The organism is Brachybacterium aquaticum, from assembly GCF_014204755.1.
Lineage (GTDB): Bacteria > Actinomycetota > Actinomycetes > Actinomycetales > Dermabacteraceae > Brachybacterium > Brachybacterium aquaticum.
In genome coordinates, this window is record NZ_JACHLZ010000001.1 from 860410 (window position 1) to 876375 (window position 15966).

The 15966-nt window shown below is 74.3% G+C and carries 14 protein-coding genes; 7 read left to right on the forward strand and 7 right to left on the reverse strand.

Annotated features, from left to right (window positions below; genetic code table 11):
• Nucleotides 1-8: 8 nt before the first annotated feature.
• Nucleotides 9-860: an RDD family protein gene (locus HNR70_RS03770; RefSeq protein ID WP_184324472.1), complete on the reverse strand. Its 852-nt coding sequence runs from the start codon at nucleotides 858-860 to the stop codon at nucleotides 9-11.
• A 117-nt stretch (nucleotides 861-977) separates the two neighbouring features.
• Between HNR70_RS03770 and HNR70_RS03775 the strand changes: the two genes are divergently transcribed.
• On the forward strand, nucleotides 978-1973 hold the full coding sequence (locus tag HNR70_RS03775; protein ID WP_184324473.1) for a stage II sporulation protein M: 996 nt from the start codon (nucleotides 978-980) through the stop codon (nucleotides 1971-1973).
• 24 nt (nucleotides 1974-1997) lie between these two features.
• Here the strand turns inward: HNR70_RS03775 and HNR70_RS03780 are convergent, their stop codons facing one another.
• From HNR70_RS03780 to HNR70_RS03805, 6 genes are all read right to left on the reverse strand, one after another.
• Nucleotides 1998-2492, reverse strand: a complete 495-nt coding sequence (locus tag HNR70_RS03780; protein ID WP_184324474.1) for a DinB family protein — start codon at nucleotides 2490-2492, stop codon at nucleotides 1998-2000.
• A gap of 32 nt (nucleotides 2493-2524) precedes the next feature.
• Nucleotides 2525-3823: a DUF58 domain-containing protein gene (locus HNR70_RS03785; protein ID WP_184324475.1), complete on the reverse strand. Its 1299-nt coding sequence runs from the start codon at nucleotides 3821-3823 to the stop codon at nucleotides 2525-2527.
• 64 nt (nucleotides 3824-3887) lie between these two features.
• Complete coding sequence (locus HNR70_RS03790) at nucleotides 3888-4904, reverse strand: AAA family ATPase (protein ID WP_184324476.1); 1017 nt, start codon at nucleotides 4902-4904, stop codon at nucleotides 3888-3890.
• On the reverse strand, nucleotides 4901-6190 hold the full coding sequence (locus tag HNR70_RS03795) for a DUF4350 domain-containing protein (protein WP_184324477.1): 1290 nt from the start codon (nucleotides 6188-6190) through the stop codon (nucleotides 4901-4903). The genes HNR70_RS03790 and HNR70_RS03795 overlap by 4 nt, the downstream gene beginning before the upstream one ends.
• The gene (locus HNR70_RS03800; RefSeq protein ID WP_184324478.1) at nucleotides 6187-6906 is read right to left on the reverse strand and encodes a DUF4129 domain-containing protein; all 720 of its coding nucleotides are present in this window, start codon (nucleotides 6904-6906) and stop codon (nucleotides 6187-6189) included. Before HNR70_RS03800 ends, HNR70_RS03795 begins: the two co-directional genes overlap by 4 nt.
• Nucleotides 6903-8090 (reverse strand): glycerophosphodiester phosphodiesterase, encoded by a 1188-nt coding sequence (locus tag HNR70_RS03805; RefSeq protein ID WP_184324479.1) that lies wholly within the window; start codon nucleotides 8088-8090, stop codon nucleotides 6903-6905. Before HNR70_RS03805 ends, HNR70_RS03800 begins: the two co-directional genes overlap by 4 nt.
• 264 nt (nucleotides 8091-8354) lie before the next feature.
• Between HNR70_RS03805 and mtrA the strand changes: the two genes are divergently transcribed.
• From mtrA to HNR70_RS03835, 6 genes are all read left to right on the forward strand, one after another.
• A complete protein-coding gene (gene mtrA, locus HNR70_RS03810) occupies nucleotides 8355-9050 on the forward strand; it encodes an MtrAB system response regulator MtrA (RefSeq protein WP_281383243.1) in 696 nt (231 codons plus the stop codon).
• Between the two features lie 16 nt (nucleotides 9051-9066).
• Nucleotides 9067-10947 (forward strand): MtrAB system histidine kinase MtrB, encoded by a 1881-nt coding sequence (gene mtrB, locus HNR70_RS03815; RefSeq protein ID WP_312857557.1) that lies wholly within the window; start codon nucleotides 9067-9069, stop codon nucleotides 10945-10947.
• Nucleotides 10944-12647 carry an LpqB family beta-propeller domain-containing protein gene (locus tag HNR70_RS03820; protein WP_184324481.1) on the forward strand — a complete coding sequence of 568 codons (1704 nt, stop codon included), beginning with the start codon at nucleotides 10944-10946 and terminating at the stop codon, nucleotides 12645-12647. The genes mtrB and HNR70_RS03820 overlap by 4 nt, the downstream gene beginning before the upstream one ends.
• A gap of 167 nt (nucleotides 12648-12814) precedes the next feature.
• Nucleotides 12815-13678: a phosphoribosyltransferase family protein gene (locus tag HNR70_RS03825; RefSeq protein ID WP_184324482.1), complete on the forward strand. Its 864-nt coding sequence runs from the start codon at nucleotides 12815-12817 to the stop codon at nucleotides 13676-13678.
• 172 nt (nucleotides 13679-13850) lie between these two features.
• The gene (gene hpf / locus HNR70_RS03830; RefSeq protein ID WP_184324483.1) at nucleotides 13851-14525 is read left to right on the forward strand and encodes a ribosome hibernation-promoting factor, HPF/YfiA family; all 675 of its coding nucleotides are present in this window, start codon (nucleotides 13851-13853) and stop codon (nucleotides 14523-14525) included.
• 100 nt (nucleotides 14526-14625) lie between these two features.
• Nucleotides 14626-15924 (forward strand): winged helix-turn-helix domain-containing protein, encoded by a 1299-nt coding sequence (locus HNR70_RS03835; protein ID WP_184324484.1) that lies wholly within the window; start codon nucleotides 14626-14628, stop codon nucleotides 15922-15924.
• Nucleotides 15925-15966 lie beyond the last annotated feature (42 nt).

The window sequence follows — 15966 nt, forward strand, 5'->3', positions numbered from 1 at the left end:
TCTGGGCGTCAGCCGCTGAAGGGCACCGCCCGCACCTCGGTGGACAGCTCCCGTCCCCGCTCCTGCGCGCGGCGCAGACGGACCTCGTCCCGTCGCGAGCGCTCGGCGAGCACTGCGGCGAGGAACTCCTCCGGCGGGGTGCCCGGCGGCGGCGCCGGCGCGACATGGGGGAGCGTGCGCTGCAGCAGGTCCCGGGAGAGCTGGTGGCGCGAGTCGGGGTTGATCGTGGAGGCCCGTGGCAGGAACGCGCGGATGTCCTGCGTGAGCGTCAGCGGCAGGCGCCCCACGTCCGCACTGCGCGCCCAGTCCCGAAGCGCGTACGGCACCTCGGTGCGCTGCGGCTCCAGGGTGCGCATCCGCTCCTGGATCACCATGGTCCCCGCCAGCAGATCGCCCAGCCGGCGGGAGCGCCGATCGATCACCGAGCAGGTCAGGGCGATCGCCCCGGAGGTCGACCAGATCTCCAGCATCGCCATCACCGCACGCAGCACGCTCTGGCGCACGTGCACCGGTCCGCCGTCGTCGCGCACCACTCGGGTGCCCATCACGAGGCGCCCCACGGACTTCCCGTGCAGCAGCAGCTCGCACAGCACCGGGTAGCCGACATAGGCGAGGATCGAGGAGAGCAGCACCCCGGCGGCGATGAAGCCGTCGTCCATCCCGGAGCGCTCCGCCACCCAGACCACGGCGAGGGCTCCGCCGACCAGGAGCCCGATCTGCAGCACCCCGTCGAGCGCGGCGGAGACCATGCGGACGGCGAAGGAGGCCGGGCGCAGATCCAGCAGCACGGCGTCTCCGGTGATCAGCGCGTCGCGGTCCTGCGAGGACGAGACGGCCGCAGCGGTGCCCATGGTTGCCATGGGCACATCCTCGCAGGCGGCCCGCGCTCCTGTCAGCGTCGAGCGTCGGCTTCCGGCGGGGCGACCTCCGACTTTCGTCGGCCGTGGAGAAGAGGGAGCGCGACCTACCCTGGGCGGGTGGACACCGACGCCTTCATCGCCGTCAACCGGCCCCAGTGGGATCGCCTGGGGGAGCTGACCCGCGCCCGCTCCCTGGACGCCGCTGGAATCGACGAGCTGATCTCCCTGTATCAGGAGGTCTCCACCCACCTGTCCACCGTCCGCTCCACCAACCCGGACCCGGCGCTGATCTCGAGGCTGTCGCTGCTGGTGCACCGGGCGCGGCTGCGGATCACCGGCGCCCGCACGCCGCTGTGGAAGCACGCCCGCACGTTCTTCTGGGAGGACCTGCCCTCGGCCCTGTACCAGTCGCGCGGAGCGGTGCTCCTGAGCGCCGTCATCTTCCTCGTCGCGGCGGTGGCGACCGGGGTGTACTTCGGGCTGGACGCCACGGCGCGGGAGCTTGTGGTCCCCGAGGCGCAGCAGCGCTCCCTCGCCCAGCGCGACTTCGTCGCCTACTACTTCGAGGGGGAGGCGTCCGGCTTCGCGGCGAGGGTGTGGACGAACAACGCCTGGATCACCGTGCAGGCGGTGGTGTTCGGGGTGACCGGCATCTGGCCGGTGATCATGCTGCTGCAGAACGGGCTGAACATCGGGCTGTCCGCCGGGGTGCTCGCCGCCTACGGCGGGCTGGACACCTTCTTCGTGTTCATCCTCCCGCACGGGCTGCTCGAGGTGACCTGCGTGGTGGTCGGTGCGGGGGCGGGGCTGCGCACCTTCTGGGCCTGGGTGCGGCCCGGCGCGCTGCCCCGGCTGTGGTGCCTCTCCCGCGCCGCTCGCACCCTCGTCACCGTCGCCATCGGACTGGTACCGGTGCTGCTGGTCGCCGGGTTCCTCGAGGCCTTCGTGACCCCCAGCTCCCTGCCGCCGGCGCTGCGGATCGGGATCGGCGCGGTCGCCTGGCTGGCGTTCCTCGCGTTCATGCTGGTGCGCGGGCGGCAGGCCTTCCGCGCCGGGATCAGCGGCGACCTCGACGAGGAGCTCGTCGGCGCGCGGGTGGCGACCGCCGGCTGAGCCCGGGACGGCCAGCACCGGGCCTCAGGGGCGTGCGGCGAGGACCTGCTCGCGCAGGATGTCGGCGTGGCCGCAGTGCTGGGCGTGCTCGCGCAGCACGTGCAGCAGGATCCATTGCACGGGCAGCGGGCCGCGACGGTTACCGGTCCAGACCTCGTCCCCGACGAGGCCCTCGGTCACGGCGCGGGAGGCCGCACAGGCGCTGAGGAAGGCCTCGCGGGTCGAGGCGACCGTGTCCTCGTCATCGAGCTCGAAGGAGTCGCTCGCCTCGGCGGGGAGACCGAGCTCGACGCGGGAGGTGCCGGTGCGGGCCTCCTCGAACCAGACCCGCTCCACGAAGGTCGCGTGCTTGACCAGGCCCAGCAGGGTCGTCCGCGAGGGGACCAGCCGCCTGCGCGCCTCCTCCTCGTCGAGATCGTCGAGGCAGGCGGCGAGCAGCTCCCGGTGCTGGTCGATGAAGGCGGCGAGGAGGGGAAGCGTGCTCGCCGCGCCGAGCGGGGCGGGATCCGGTGCGCTCATGGGCTCAGTCTGCTCCCGCCGCACTCCGCCTGCTACAGCCGCCCGGCGGCCTTCAGTGCGAGGTAGGCATCGGCCAGGTCCTGCGGTGCCCGGTCCGGCGGGGCGTCGACCACATGGGCGCCCACCCGCTCCAGCGCACGGGCCACACCGGTGCGCTCGCCGCGGGCGCGCTCGGCCGCGGCGGCACGGTACACGGCCTCGAGATCCCCACGCCCGGCGGCGAGCTCCTCGAGCGCCGGATCGGCGACGGAGGCGACCACGAGCGGGTGGTCACGGGCCAGGCGCGCCGCGACCGGCAGCAGCCCGGAGTGGACCGCGGCGGCCTCGATCGGGGTCAGCAGCACCACGAGCGAGCCGCGCCGGGTGCGCTCGGCGATCGTGGAGGCGGCGAGCTCCCAGTCGGTCTCCACGAGCGCCGGCTCCACGGCGGCGGTGGCGGTGACCATGTCGTGCAGCACCTTGGTGCGGGTGGAGCCCAGCACGGAGACGTGGGGGATGCGGTCCACGCACAGCAGGTCCACCCGGTCGCCGGCCTGTCCGGCGAGCGCCGTGAGCAGCAGCGCGGCATCGAACTGGGCGTCCAGGCGGGTGGCCTCCCCGAGCCGTCCGGCGGAGGTGCGGGAGGTGTCCACCACGATGAGCACGTGCCGGTCCCGCTCGGGCCGCCAGGTGCGCACCACGACACTTCGGCGCCGCGCGGTGGCGCGCCAGTCGATGGAGCGGACGTCGTCCCCGTCCACGAAGTCGCGCAGCGAATCGAACTCGGTGCCCTGGCCGCGCTGATGGATCGCAGCGAGCCCCTCGAGCTCGCGCAGTCGCTGCACCCGGGAGGGCAGGTGCCGGCGCGCGCCGAAGGGGTGCAGGGCCAGCATCCGGCCCGGGGCGTCGGCGCGGGCGGAGCGACGGGCCAGGCCCAGCGGGCCGAGGGAGGAGACGAGCACCTCGCGGGAGCGGTGCTCGCCGCGGCGGGTCGGGGTGAAGTGCTGGGTGATCGCGCGACGCTCCTCGGAGGGCACCTCGAGGCGGGCATGCTGGTCGTCCAGGCCCGCGGTGGGGTTCCAGGCGTCGCGCACCTCGAGCCTCGCGCGCCGGCCCGTGGGGTTCGTCAGCAGCAGCCTGCCGCCGACCGTCCCGCCGAGCCGCACCTGCGTCGGCGCCTCCCGGCGCACCCGGATCCGTCGCGGATCCGCGGCGGCGAGGGCATCGGCGAGCACCACCGCCGCCCACACCACGGCGAGCACCAGCAGCATCCACCACTGCGGCCACAGCACGATGACGGGCACGGCCAGCAGCGCGGCCAGGGCCGCGCGCGGGGTCAGGGAGATCCTCATCGGGTCGTCACCGTCCGTCCTTCCGTCCGTCTGTCGTTCTGTGCATCAGCCCGGGTGTCGCCGCTCAGCGCGGCACCGGCACGGAGGCGAGGGTCGCGGCGAGCACCGCCTCCACCTGGGTGCCCTCGAGCTCCGCCTCGGTGGTCAGCCGCACGCGGTGGGAGAGGGTGGAAGGGGCCATGGTCTTCACGTCGTCCGGGGTGATGAAGTCGCGGCCCGAGAGGTACGCCCAGGCGCGGGAGGTGCGCAGCAGCGCGATCGCGCCGCGCGGGGAGACGCCGAGGGTGAGGCTCGGGGAGCGGCGGGTCGCCCGGCACACGTCCACGATGTACTGCACCACCGGGTCCTCGGCGACGACCCGGGCGACGTCCTGCTGGGCGCGGTGCAGGGTCGGCACGTCCACGACGGCGCGCAGCCCCATCGCGGCGAGGTCGGTGGTGTCGAAGCCGTCGGCGTGGCGGCGCAGCACGTCCACCTCCACCTCCCGCTCCGGCAGCGGCATGACGGCCTTGAGCAGGAAGCGGTCCAGCTGCGCCTCGGGCAGCGTGTAGGTGCCGTCGAACTCGATCGGGTTCTGCGTGGCGATGACCAGGAACGGATCCGGCAGGGGGCGGCTCGCGCCGTCGATGGTCACCTGCCGCTCCTCCATCGCCTCGAGCAGCGCGGACTGGGTCTTCGGGGGCGTGCGGTTGATCTCGTCGGCCAGCAGCAGGTTGGTGAACACCGGACCCTCGCGGAACACGAGGTCGCTGGTGGAGTTGTCGTAGACGAGGGAGCCGGTGATGTCGCCGGGCATCATGTCCGGGGTGAACTGGACGCGGCGCATGCGCACGTCCATCGCGGCGGCGAGGGAGCGCACCAGCAGGGTCTTGGCGACCCCGGGCACGCCCTCCAGCAGTACATGGCCGCGGCACAGCAGCGCGACGACGAGGCTGGTCACGGCCGCGTCCTGGCCTACCACGCCCTTGTGGATCTCGGCGGCGAGGCTCTGGAGGTGGGCGCGGGTGTCGAGGTCGACGTCCTGCTCGGTGTTCTCGGCGGCGGGCTGCGGGGGGACGGTGCCCGGGGTGGGGTCGGTCATCGGTCGATCTCCTTCTCGAGGCTGTCGAGGTCGTGCGCGAGGCGCACGAGGTCCTGGTCGGTGCTGACTGGGGAGGGGCCGAGCAGGGCGCGAAGGCGCGTCCCGTCGGCCGAGACATGGGGCGCGAGGGCGGCGAGCAGCCCGTCCAGGGACGACTCGTGGCGCAGCCCGAGCCGGTCGGCGAGGCGCGTCGCCGTCGCTGCGCGCAAGGATGCGGCGGCCGCGTCGCGCTGCTCGGCGCGCTGCATCAGCCGGGCCCGGCCGAGCACCATCTCCTGGGGCCGCACCGTCACCGGCAGCGGCTCCACGACCACCGGGCCGGGCCGTCGCCCGAGGGCGAGGAGCGCGATCGCGGCGACGAGCAGCAGCCAGGCCGCGAGCGGTCCCGCCCAGCCAGGCAGGTACCCCAGCAGGGTCTGGGACGAGGTGCCCATCGGATCGGTCGAGGACGGGACGTACCAGGTCAGCACCTCGGCTTCGGTGCCGGTCCCGGAGGCGGCGGCGGTGCCCTTCCTGCCGTCCGCGTCGGACGCGCCGGACAGGGCGTTCAGCACGAGCGCGGAGTTGTCGGCCAGCCGCACCCCGTCGTTGGTCAGGAGGTCGGCGCTGCCGAGCACCAGCACCCCGTCCTGCTCGGCGACGAGCGCGCCGCCGTCGGCGGTGAAGCAGGAGGACGCGGAGCCCGAGGTGGTGTACAGGGTGGCGGGTCCGCGCAGCGCGTCCTCCGCGTCCGGCACCTCGAGGATGCGGGCGCCGTGGGCGAGGTCGTCGCAGCCGGGCCCGGCCGGCACCTCGGCGCCGCTGCGCAGCGCGCCGGAGGGGAAGATGCCGGTGGTGATGTAGGACAGGACCACGAAGTCGGGCTGGACCAGCACGAGCCGGCCGTCCCCCTCGTCGCGCGCCTCGTCCAGGGCGATGATCTGCTCGGCGTTCAGCATCCGGGGATCGGTGACCAGCACCGTGCCGCCCTCGCGCAGGGCGTCGGCGGCGTCGGCGGTGTGCCGGCGGGTCTCGACGGCGACTCCCAGGTCGCCGAGCACCTGGACGACGGCCTTGGAGCCGCCGGCGCTCGGCGCATCCGGCTCCAGCGGTCCGTCGCGGTAGGCGCCGCGCGCGACCGAGATGAGCAGCGCGGCGGCCATCGCGAGGGCGACCGCGATGATCAGCCACGGTCGACGCCGCTCGGTCGCCTCGCCGCGGGTGGCGCCTGGGCGGGTGGCGCCTGGGCGGGGGGCGGGCCCCTCGCTGCCGATGGTGCGCGGTGCCGTGCGCGTCGCGGTGCTCATCCGCCCGCCCCCGTCGGCGTTCCGCCTGCCCCGCTGGTCCCGCCGACCCCGGAGGCCTCGTCGGCCGCGGCGAGGTCGGGCGAGGACTCGGCGATGTACTCGGCCAGGCGCAGCAGGTCGTCGGCCTGCTTGGCGGTGGTGGAGCGGTGCGAGTAGGCGGCGGTGTCGAAGGCGTCCGCGCCGCGCTGGAGCCGGCCGCGCAGCTCGGGGAACGCTGCCGCGGCACGGACCGCGGCCTCATGGGCGGTCATCCCCGCGGCGACGTCCAGCAGGGTGCGCTCCTCGAGGTCGCGCACGAGGGCGCGCAGGGCCAGGACCGTGCCGTCATCGGTGCGGCCGGCCCCGATCGCGTCCCGGGACGCCTGGCGCAGCTCGGCACCGGTGAGCACCGGCTCGGCGTCGAGCTCGGCGGAGACCTCGAGGGCGGGGCTGCGGCGCAGCAGGCCTGTGCGGCGCAGCACCAGCACCGCCGCGATGATCAGGGCGAGGGCGAGGGCCACGGTGACGCCGGTGAGCACGGCCGAGGTGCCGTCCACCCCGTCCATCATCTCCGCCAGCCAGTTCTCGATCGTGGAGAGCAGCCAGGCCACGAAACCGGGGGAGTCGTCGTACTCGGACTTCCCCAGCTCCTCGAGGACGCGGGCGCGCGCCTCGTCGGGATCCAGCGGCGGGCCGGCGGGCACCGGGCCCGCCGGCAGCGCTCCGAGGGGAGTCATCGCGTCCCGTCCGCGACCCAGGCCTCGCGGGAGAGGCGGATCAACTCCACGTCCCAGGCCTCGTGGCGCATCCGCACGTCCGCGTAGATCGCGACGATTCCCGCGGAGAGGAAGGGAGCGAGCATCACCGAGGCGAGGTAGCTGCCGAGCATCGTGAGGATGGTCAGCACCGCCATGGCGAGCACGACCGCCTCGAAGCCGCTCGCCAGCAGGATCGCCATGTAGAGGACGGTGGCGAGGACGCCGAACACGCTCGCGACGATCTGCACCGCGACCGTGTAGAGCAGGTACAGCAGCGCGGCCAGGCCCACGACGCGCCAGAAGCGGCGACCGGCGGTGAGCTGGAGGCTGCGCCGCAGCGAGGCGAGTACCCCGGTCCCCTCGATCACCACGGCGGGCACGGCGAGCAGGGTGCGCGCCCACAGCCACAGCACGGCCAGCACGCCGACGATCGCGCCCAGCACGATCGGCACGACGGTGTACCAGGTCCCCTCCTGCACGAGCAGGATCGGCAGCATCCCGAGGCCCAGCAGGATCGAGAACAGCAGCGTGCCGAGCACGGCGATCACGAGCCCCACCCCGATCGCGGGCAGGCCGCGGCGGCGCATGGTCGCCCACATCTCGGAGGTGCTCACCGGGCGCCCCACGGCCTCGCCGAGCGCGACCCGGGTGAGGGACACGGTGACCAGCGACGTTGCCAGCAGGGAGATGAGGCCGGTGGCGACGGTGGTGGACAGCAGCAGCACCAGGTCGCCGACGGAGCCGACCGAGGTCACCTCGGTGCTCCCCGTCGGATCCTGGAGGGAGGCCTGCATCTCCCCGTAGAACGGGACCATCCCCGCGCCGGTGAGCAGGGTGATCAGCACGAAGGCGATCCCGAACACGATGGCGGCGAGGCCGAGCACGGCCCGCGGGCGCAGACGGTAGATCCGCACCGCGGCGCCGAGGATCTCGCCGACGCCCAGCGGACGCAGTGGGAACAGCGGCATGGCCTGGACCAGCTCGCGGCGCGGGGCGCCGGGTGCGGCACCGGGCGGCGGCTGCTGCGGCGCCCCGTACTGTTGCGGTGCGCCGTACTGCTGGGGCGCCCCGTACTGCTGCGATGCTGCGGGGGCCTGCGGGTCGCGAGGGCCGTCGGCGTCGGCGGGTCCGGACGCACCGGGCGCGGTCCACGGGCTGCTCATCGGTCCTCCTCAGATCGGGTCCCGGTCCGGACGGACGCACGGGAGCGGAAATCTCCTGCGCACGACAGTACGGAGTGCGGGGCCCTTGGCCGATACGACGAACGTCGAGGACCTGGTGTCGTCCGGCGATCCCGTCGGCCGCGCTCCCCTCGGACTGCCCGGGCCGAACCGCCCGACCGAACCGCCCGAGAACGCACCGCCGCGAGCATGACGAGGCACACCCTGGACGCCTCCTCCCAGGCGCACGGCCTGCACGGTGGCACAATGGCGGTCATGACGACGCCTTCACGGATCCTCGTGGTCGACGACGATCAGGCGATCGCCGAGATGGTCGGCATCGTTCTGCGCGGCAAGGGCTTCGAGGTCGCCACCTCGCCCGACGGCGCCTCCGCCCTGGAGGCGTTCCCGCGCCTGCGCCCCGACCTCGTGCTGCTGGACCTCATGCTCCCCGGCATCGACGGGATCGAGGTGTGCCGCCGCATCCGCCGCGAGTCCGGCGTGCCGATCATCATGCTCACCGCCCGCACCGACACCGCCGACGTGGTGGAGGGGCTCGAGGCGGGGGCCGACGACTACCTCACCAAGCCCTTCGAGCCGGACGAGCTGGTCGCCCGCATCAAGGCCCGGGTGCGTCGCACCGAGACCGCGACCACCGAGCATCTCAGCATCGGGGACCTCACCATCGACGTGGACGGGCACGAGGTGCGCCGCGACGGCGAGCTGATCTCCCTGACCCCGCTCGAGTTCGACCTGCTCACGCAGCTGGCCCGCAAGCCCTGGCAGGTCTTCACCCGCGACGTTCTGCTGCGGGACGTGTGGGGCTACCGGCACAGCGCCGATACCCGCCTGGTCAACGTGCACGTCCAGCGCCTGCGCTCCAAGATCGAGCACGACCCGGAGAACCCCGCGATCGTGGTGACGGTGCGCGGGGTCGGCTACCGCGCCGGGACCGGGTCCTGATCGTGCCGGGCCGGCGGTGAGCGCCACCGGGACCCGCGAGGCCACGGGCGCCGCCGACGTCGTGGACCCCGGCCCCGAGGGCGGGGAGGACTCGGCCGGCGGATCCTCCACTCCCGGCGACGCCGTGCCTGCCTGGAAGCGGGCGGCCCGGCGGGTCCTGGACCCGCGCAGCTGGTCCCTCGCGCTGCGCGTGGTGATGGTGACGACGCTGCTGTCCACCATCGCGCTGCTGATCGTGGGCGCCTATCTCTCCTCGGTGATCGCCGACGGCCTCTACGAGCAGCGCCGCGACCGGGTGCTCGAGGAGACCCTGCAGGTGCGCACGGACCTGTCCGACACCCTCGCCCAGCTCTCCGGTGCCACCAGCACCCAGCAGCAGGACGCGGTGAGTTCCTTCGTGCAGAGCACGGGCGGGCAGGGCGGCGGCGACCGCCGCGAGGTGGCGCTCGTGCCGGTGGAGACCACCGGCACCGTGTTCCCCGTCGCCTCTTCGGACCGCACCCTGTTCGACGAGGTCGATGACGAGTTCTCCGCCGCGGTCGCCGAGCAGCCCGATGCGGTCTCGTGGCGCTCGATCGGTCGCGACGACGGCAGCGGCAGGCCGACCCCCGCCCTGCTCGTGGGCACGCGAGTGATCGTGCCCGGCTCCGGCTCCTACGACCTCTACCTCGTCTACTCCCTGCAGGAGGAGCAGCAGACCCTCGACTTCGTCCAGCGCGTGATCCTGGGCGGCGGGGCGGTGCTGCTGGCCCTCATCGTCGGCATCGCGATCGTGGTGGCGCGACTGGTGACCACACCCCTGAAGCGCGCCGCCCAGGCCGCCGAGCGGATGGCCGCCGGCGACCTCGGCGCCCGGGTGGAGGTGGCGGGCGCCGACGAGCTCGCGCTGGTGGGGGAGTCCTTCAACGACATGGCCCTCAGCCTCGAGCAGAAGGTCGCTGACCTGACCGAGCTCTCCCGCGTCCAGCAGCGCTTCGTCTCCGACGTCTCCCACGAGCTGCGCACGCCGCTGACCACCATCCGCATGGCCTCCTCCGTGCTGGACTCGCGGCGCAGCGAGCTGCCCGGCGAGCTGCAGCGCACCACCGAGCTGCTGAACGCCCAGGTGCAGCGCTTCGACGTGCTGCTCGCCGACCTGCTGGAGATCTCCCGCTTCGACGCCGGCGCCGCGGAGCTCGAGGCCCAGCGCGAGGACCTCGACGCGCTCGTGCTGCGCGCCGTCGAGGACGTGCGCCCGCTCGCCGGCGCCCGCGGCTGCCTGCTGGACGTTCGCCTGACCGACGGGGATGCGAGCGCCGTGGTCGACGCCCGGCGCGTGGACCGCATCCTGCGCAACCTCCTCACCAATGCGATCGAGCACGGCGCCGGTCACCCGGTCCTGGTCCAGACCGCGGGGGACGACGACGCGGTCGCCGTGGTGGTCCAGGACTTCGGGCGCGGCATCTCCCCGGAGGACGCGAGGCGGGTCTTCGACCGGTTCTGGCGGGCGGATCCCTCCCGTGCCCGCACTCTCGGCGGCACGGGGCTCGGACTGTCGATCTCCGTGGAGGACGCGCGGCTGCACGGCGGCTGGCTGCAGGCCTGGGGCCAGGAGGGCGAGGGCGCCGTGTTCCGCCTGACCCTGCCGCGCCGGCCCGGCACCGATCTGCGCCGCTCCCCGCTGCGCCTCGAGCGACCCTTCGACCGCGCCCAGGCCGATAAGGCCGTCTCCCCGACCCCGACGGGGGAGATCCGCATCGGCCCCGGCCTGCTCCCCGACCTGGCAGAGCCCGAGACCACCGAGATCACCGCCCCCGCCGAGATCACCGCCCCCACCGAGATCACCGCCCCCACAGGGAGAACCGCCCCCGCGGACCCCACCGCCCCCGCCGACGGAGAGGACGGAGACGCACGATGAGACCCGCACGCCGCAGCATCCTCCACGCCCTCGGCGCCGCCGCGCTTCTCGGCCTCGGCGCCGGGTGCGCGCGCATCCCCACGGATTCCGGCATCGACAGCCAGGTCCTGCCCGGCCAGTCCCACCCTGGCGCGCCCTACGTCCGCGCCCTGCCGCCCTCCGACGGGGCGACCGCCCAGGAGGTCCTCGCCGGATTCGTCCAGGCCGGCGTCGGCTCCGAGGACGACTTCGCCGTCGCCCGCGCCTATCTCACGGAGGCCGAGAGCGAGCGCTGGGACCCCTCGGCCGGGATCACCGTCTACTCCGGCAGCCAGGAGCTGCGGGTGGAGGAGGTCGGCGAGGGCCGCCTCTCCCTCGTGCTCCAGGTCCTCGCCTCGGTCGACGGGACCGGGGTGCGCAGCATGCTCCCCTCCGCCTCGTCGCGCGAGGTCGAGGTCGCCGTCGAGGAGGTCGAGGACCAGTGGCGGCTCAGCGAGGTGCCCGACGGCATCTTCCTGTCCGAGGCGGCCTTCGAGACCCTCTACGCCCCCGCCCGTCTCTACTTCCTCGACGCCCGCTCCCGGCACCTGGTCCCCGACCACCGCTTCGTGCCGCTGCGCCGCGGGGCCGCGGCAGTGCTCGAAGGGCTCGTGGCCGGCCCCGCCCCCTTCCTCGAGGGCGCTGTCGGCTCCCAGGTGCCGCGCAGCGCCGACATCGCCGACGCCGCTATCGAGATCGGTGTGGACGGCTCCGCCCGGGTCGAGGTACCCGCGGCCATCGCCACGCTCGGGGCAGGTCCGCGCGCCCTCGCCCTCTCCCAGCTCGAGGCGTCCCTGCGCTCGCTGCTCAGCCTCTCCGGCGTGCGCCTGATGCGCAAGGGCCAGGACGTGATCATCGACGAGGCGGGCCGTGCCGACCGTGCCCTGCCCGGGCACCGCCCCATCGCCGCGGGCGAGGCAGGGGTGGTGTCCCTGGCCGACATCGGCGCGGCCGACCCGCCGGCCCAGCTGGTTCCGGCGCTCGCCGGGATGGAGGTCGCCTCCCCGACGATCGCCCAGGACGGGGTGCTGGCCGCGGCCCGCAGCCCCGAGGGGTCCACGGTCCTGATCGCCTCGAGCGACGACTCCGTGCCGTTGCGCGAGGCGGCCACCGGCGGAGTGTTCGTCGCCCCGCGGATCGACGGCTCCGGCTACGTGTGGACCTCCGTGCGGCAGAACCCGGGCGCGGTGTCGGCGCTGTCGGGGACCAGCGCCGAGCGGGACGCGAAGGTCGATGCGCCCTGGCTCGCGGGCCGCGAGGTGCGGGCGCTGGACATCGCGGCCGACGACACGCGCATGCTCGTGCTCTCGGCCGACGCCGGCGGCACCCGCCTGGACCTGTGCGCGGTCGTGCGCGATGCGGAGGGGGTGCCCGCCTCGCTCACCGACCCGGTCGTCATCCGCCCCTTCCTCGACGACGTCACCCAGGCGAGCTGGTACGACGAGGTGGTCGCCGTGGTGCTCGGCGCGGATCCCACCACCGGCGAGCTGCGGGCGCAGCTGCTGGACCTCGCCGGCGAGGTCGAGCCCCTGCCCACACCGGCGGCCGGCACGGAGCGCATCGTCGGCTCCGCCGTGGCGGACACCCTCTGGTCGAGCACCGCCGCCGGCGAGCTGCGCCGCACCGACGGCGAGGGCTGGACCACCGTGGACCTCGCCGGTCGCGACCCGTCCTTCTACTGAGCACGGTGCTGCTGAGCACGGTCTGCTGAGCACGGTCTGCTGAGCACGGTCTGCTGAGCACGGTGCACCGAGCACGCCCAGCGGCGACTGCTCCTCCCCAGCCCGCGTCCGTCCACAGGCGTCGGGCCCGGTCGGCGCGGGCCGCACCGAAGTGCTGGGATCGGGGCATGGACGAGGACGCACCTGCTGTCGATCGCCGCGTCGCGGGAGCGGACGCGACCGGGCTGCGCGACCGCCTGCTGGAGGTCGCCGCGCAGACCTGTGCGCTCGTCGCCCCGCGCGTCTGCCCCTGCGGCCGCGAGGGCGCGTGGCTGTGCCGCCGCTGCCTCGCACTGCTGCACGGCACCCCGCAGCGGGTCGAGTCCGTGTGCGATGCGCTGCTCGAGCTGAGCGCTGCGCGGCTGCGGGAGGAGCGCAGCGCGGGGGAGGTGCTGCCGGTGGGCGTGGACCACACCCCGCTGCTGCCGGTGCTCGCGCTCGGCGAGTACGGCGGGGACCTGCAGCGCCTGGTGCTGGCCTGGAAGAACGGCGGGATGCTGCATCTGTGCGGTCCGATCGCGCGCGCCCTCGCCCCGGCGGTGGGCCTGCTCGGACCCGCACAGGACGCATCGGCGACGGCAGGAGGGGAGCCGGACAGGGAGCGTCCGCACCTGGTCCCGGTGCCCTCGCGCCGCGCGGCCCGGCTGCGCCGCGGGGAGGACCACACCGCCGAGCTGGTGCGGGCGCTGCAGCGCGAAGGGGCCGGTCATGCGCTGCTCCTCCCTGCCGCGCCCACCACCGCTCAGGAGGGACGGGGAGCCCGGGCCCGGCGCCTGCGGCGCATCCGGCTGCAGGGGCGCGCGGTCCGCGACGCCGGTCGCCGGCGTCTCCGGGTGGTCATCGTCGACGACGTCGTCACCACCGGCTCCACGCTGCGGGGCATGCACGAGGCGCTGACCGCTCAGGGGATCGAGGTGCTCGGAGCGGTCGTCGTCGCCTCCGCGCGCCTGCCGCGCGACCCCTCGGCGACCACCGGAGTGAACAGCAGATGACCCGGCCGTCTCTTCAGGACCGACGGACAGGAAACATGGAGAGAAACGTGGCATGCTGTTGCTCTCGCCACATCGGGCGAGACCCCCTCGATCAGGAGGTGCGCACCCCAGCCGAAGAGCCATCGCGGCCGGGCTCCGAGCGGCCGCACCCGGATAGGAGGAGAACCCACTCATGGAGATCAATGTCGTCGGACGCCATATGGACGTCCCGGACCGTTTCCGTCGCCATCTGACCGACAAGCTCGACAAGGTCACCCAGTTCGCCCCCGCGGCGCTTCGCGTCGACGTGGAGATCTCGCAGGAGAAGAACCCGCGACAGGCCGAGCTCAGCGACCGGGTCGAGCTCACCGTCCACGAGAACGGCGCGGTCATCCGCTCCGAGGCCCGGGCGGACGACCTCTACGGCGCGCTGGACATCGCCTACGGCAAGCTCCTCGAACGACTCCGTCGCGCCCGCGACCGTCGCAAGGACCATCGTCGCGGCCGCGACCGCGCGCACCAGGGCACCGGTGCCAGCCTCCGCACCATGCCCGCGGACCAGGAGCTCCCCGAGCCGCTGCAGGCCGCCGAGGCGGTGGCCGAGCCCGACGAGACGACCGCGCCCGCTGACGACCTCCGCGGCGACGAGGCGGATCTCGCCGAGGCCGGCAGCCCGGTCGTGATCCGCGAGAAGAAGCACCCCGCCAAGCCCATGAGCGTCGACGACGCGCTCTACCAGATGGAGCTGGTGGGTCACGACTTCTTCCTCTTCGTCGATGCCGAGTCCGGCAACCCCAAGGTGGTCTACCGCCGCAAGGGCTGGAGCTACGGCGTGATCGAGCTCGACGGGGAGCAGAAGGCCTCTTGAGCCCTGCCGCCCGAGGACGGGCGGGGGCGCGCACCACGGCACGTCTCCGCCCGTCCTCGCGTGTGCGCACGCCCCGGCAGGACGCAGGGGACCGTCGCGCATGACCGAGGATCCCCGAGGGAACCGGACGCTGAGCTGGACCGCAGCGCGACGCACCGCCCTGCGGGCCCAGGGCATCGGCGGCTCCCGCCGCACGGAGGCACCGGACACCGCCACCAGCCGCCGCGCCCTGGTGCGCACCCTCGAGCGCACCCACCTTCTGCAGATCGACTCGGTGAGCGTCTTCGCCCGCGCCCACCACCTGCCCGTCTACACCCGGCACGGGCGGTGGGACCCGGCCGCGCTGGACCGCGCCTCCCGCCCCGGGCGCTCCCGCCTGGTCAGCGAGAGCTTCGCCCACGAGGCCGCCTTCGTGACCGACGAGGTGCAGCACCTGCTCCACTTCCGCCGCCGCACCGTCTCCGAGCGCGACTGGGGAGCGCTGCGCGAGGTCGCCGTCTCCTCCCCGCACCTGTTTCCCCGCATCCACGAGGCGCTCGCCGAGATCGGGCCCGCCGGCGCCGCCGCGATCTCGCGCCACCTCGGCGACACCGAGCGACCCGACGGCTGGGGCTGGCGGCGCACCCGCACCCAGTGGGCGGTCGAGTACCTGTTCCGCACCGGCGCCCTGGACTGCGTGGGCCGCAGCGCGCAGTTCGAGCGGCTCTACGTCTCCGCCGCCTCCGAGGCAGGCGTGGGGGAGGGGGCGGGCCCGCCGGCCGACGCACCGACGGAGGAGGAGTCGATCGCGGCGCTGACGGCGCTGGCCCTGCGCGCGCTCGGCATCGCCGAGCCCGCCACCGTCGCCGACTACTTCCGCCTGCCCGTGCTGCGCGTGCGGCCCGTGCTCGAGGCGATGGTCGCCCGCGGCGAGGCGCGAGAGGTCGAGGTCGCCCACTCCGCCGGGGTGCGGACGATGCTCCTGCACCCGGAGGCCCCCGGCGCCTCGCCGGTGCGCGGCAGCGCGCTGGTCAGCCCCTTCGACCCGCTGGTCTTCCACCGCCCCCGGCTCGAGGCGCTGTTCGACCTCGAGTACCGGCTCGGCATCTACACCCCCGCCCCGCGCCGCACCATCGGCTACTACTCCCTGCTCTTCCTGCACGGCGACGTGTTCCCCGCCCTCGTGGACCTCGGCGCCGACCGCGCCCGCAGCGTGCTCGAGGTGCGCGGCGCCTTCCGCCCGCCGCTGCCTCACCTGCCCGCGCGCTCCCGTCCCGACCAGGAGCAGATGCTCGAAGCCCTCGCGTGCGAGCTCGAGCTCGCCGCGCGCTGGCAGGGCCTTGCGTCGGTGGAGGTGCGCACCGGGGCGGGCATGCGCGAGCTGGCCGGCCCGCTCGCCGCGGTCCTCGCCCGGCGCTGAGCCCCTGTCGGACCTGAGGGCTGAACCCCCGTCGGACCTGAG

What these genes read in the sequence shown, in the direction of transcription:
- HNR70_RS03770 (WP_184324472.1), bottom strand. Translation starts at nt 860, where the DNA reads ATGGCAACCATGGGCACCGCTGCGGCCGTCTCGTCCTCGCAGGACCGC.
- HNR70_RS03780 (WP_184324474.1), bottom strand. Translation starts at nt 2,492, where the DNA reads ATGAGCGCACCGGATCCCGCCCCGCTCGGCGCGGCGAGCACGCTTCCC.
- HNR70_RS03785 (WP_184324475.1), bottom strand. Translation starts at nt 3,823, where the DNA reads ATGAGGATCTCCCTGACCCCGCGCGCGGCCCTGGCCGCGCTGCTGGCC.
- HNR70_RS03790 (WP_184324476.1), bottom strand. Translation starts at nt 4,904, where the DNA reads ATGACCGACCCCACCCCGGGCACCGTCCCCCCGCAGCCCGCCGCCGAG.
- HNR70_RS03795 (WP_184324477.1), bottom strand. Translation starts at nt 6,190, where the DNA reads ATGAGCACCGCGACGCGCACGGCACCGCGCACCATCGGCAGCGAGGGG.
- HNR70_RS03800 (WP_184324478.1), bottom strand. Translation starts at nt 6,906, where the DNA reads ATGACTCCCCTCGGAGCGCTGCCGGCGGGCCCGGTGCCCGCCGGCCCG.
- HNR70_RS03805 (WP_184324479.1), bottom strand. Translation starts at nt 8,090, where the DNA reads ATGAGCAGCCCGTGGACCGCGCCCGGTGCGTCCGGACCCGCCGACGCC.
- mtrA (WP_281383243.1), top strand. Translation starts at nt 8,355, where the DNA reads ATGGCGGTCATGACGACGCCTTCACGGATCCTCGTGGTCGACGACGAT.
- HNR70_RS03820 (WP_184324481.1), top strand. Translation starts at nt 10,944, where the DNA reads ATGAGACCCGCACGCCGCAGCATCCTCCACGCCCTCGGCGCCGCCGCG.
- HNR70_RS03825 (WP_184324482.1), top strand. Translation starts at nt 12,815, where the DNA reads ATGGACGAGGACGCACCTGCTGTCGATCGCCGCGTCGCGGGAGCGGAC.
- hpf (WP_184324483.1), top strand. Translation starts at nt 13,851, where the DNA reads ATGGAGATCAATGTCGTCGGACGCCATATGGACGTCCCGGACCGTTTC.
- HNR70_RS03835 (WP_184324484.1), top strand. Translation starts at nt 14,626, where the DNA reads ATGACCGAGGATCCCCGAGGGAACCGGACGCTGAGCTGGACCGCAGCG.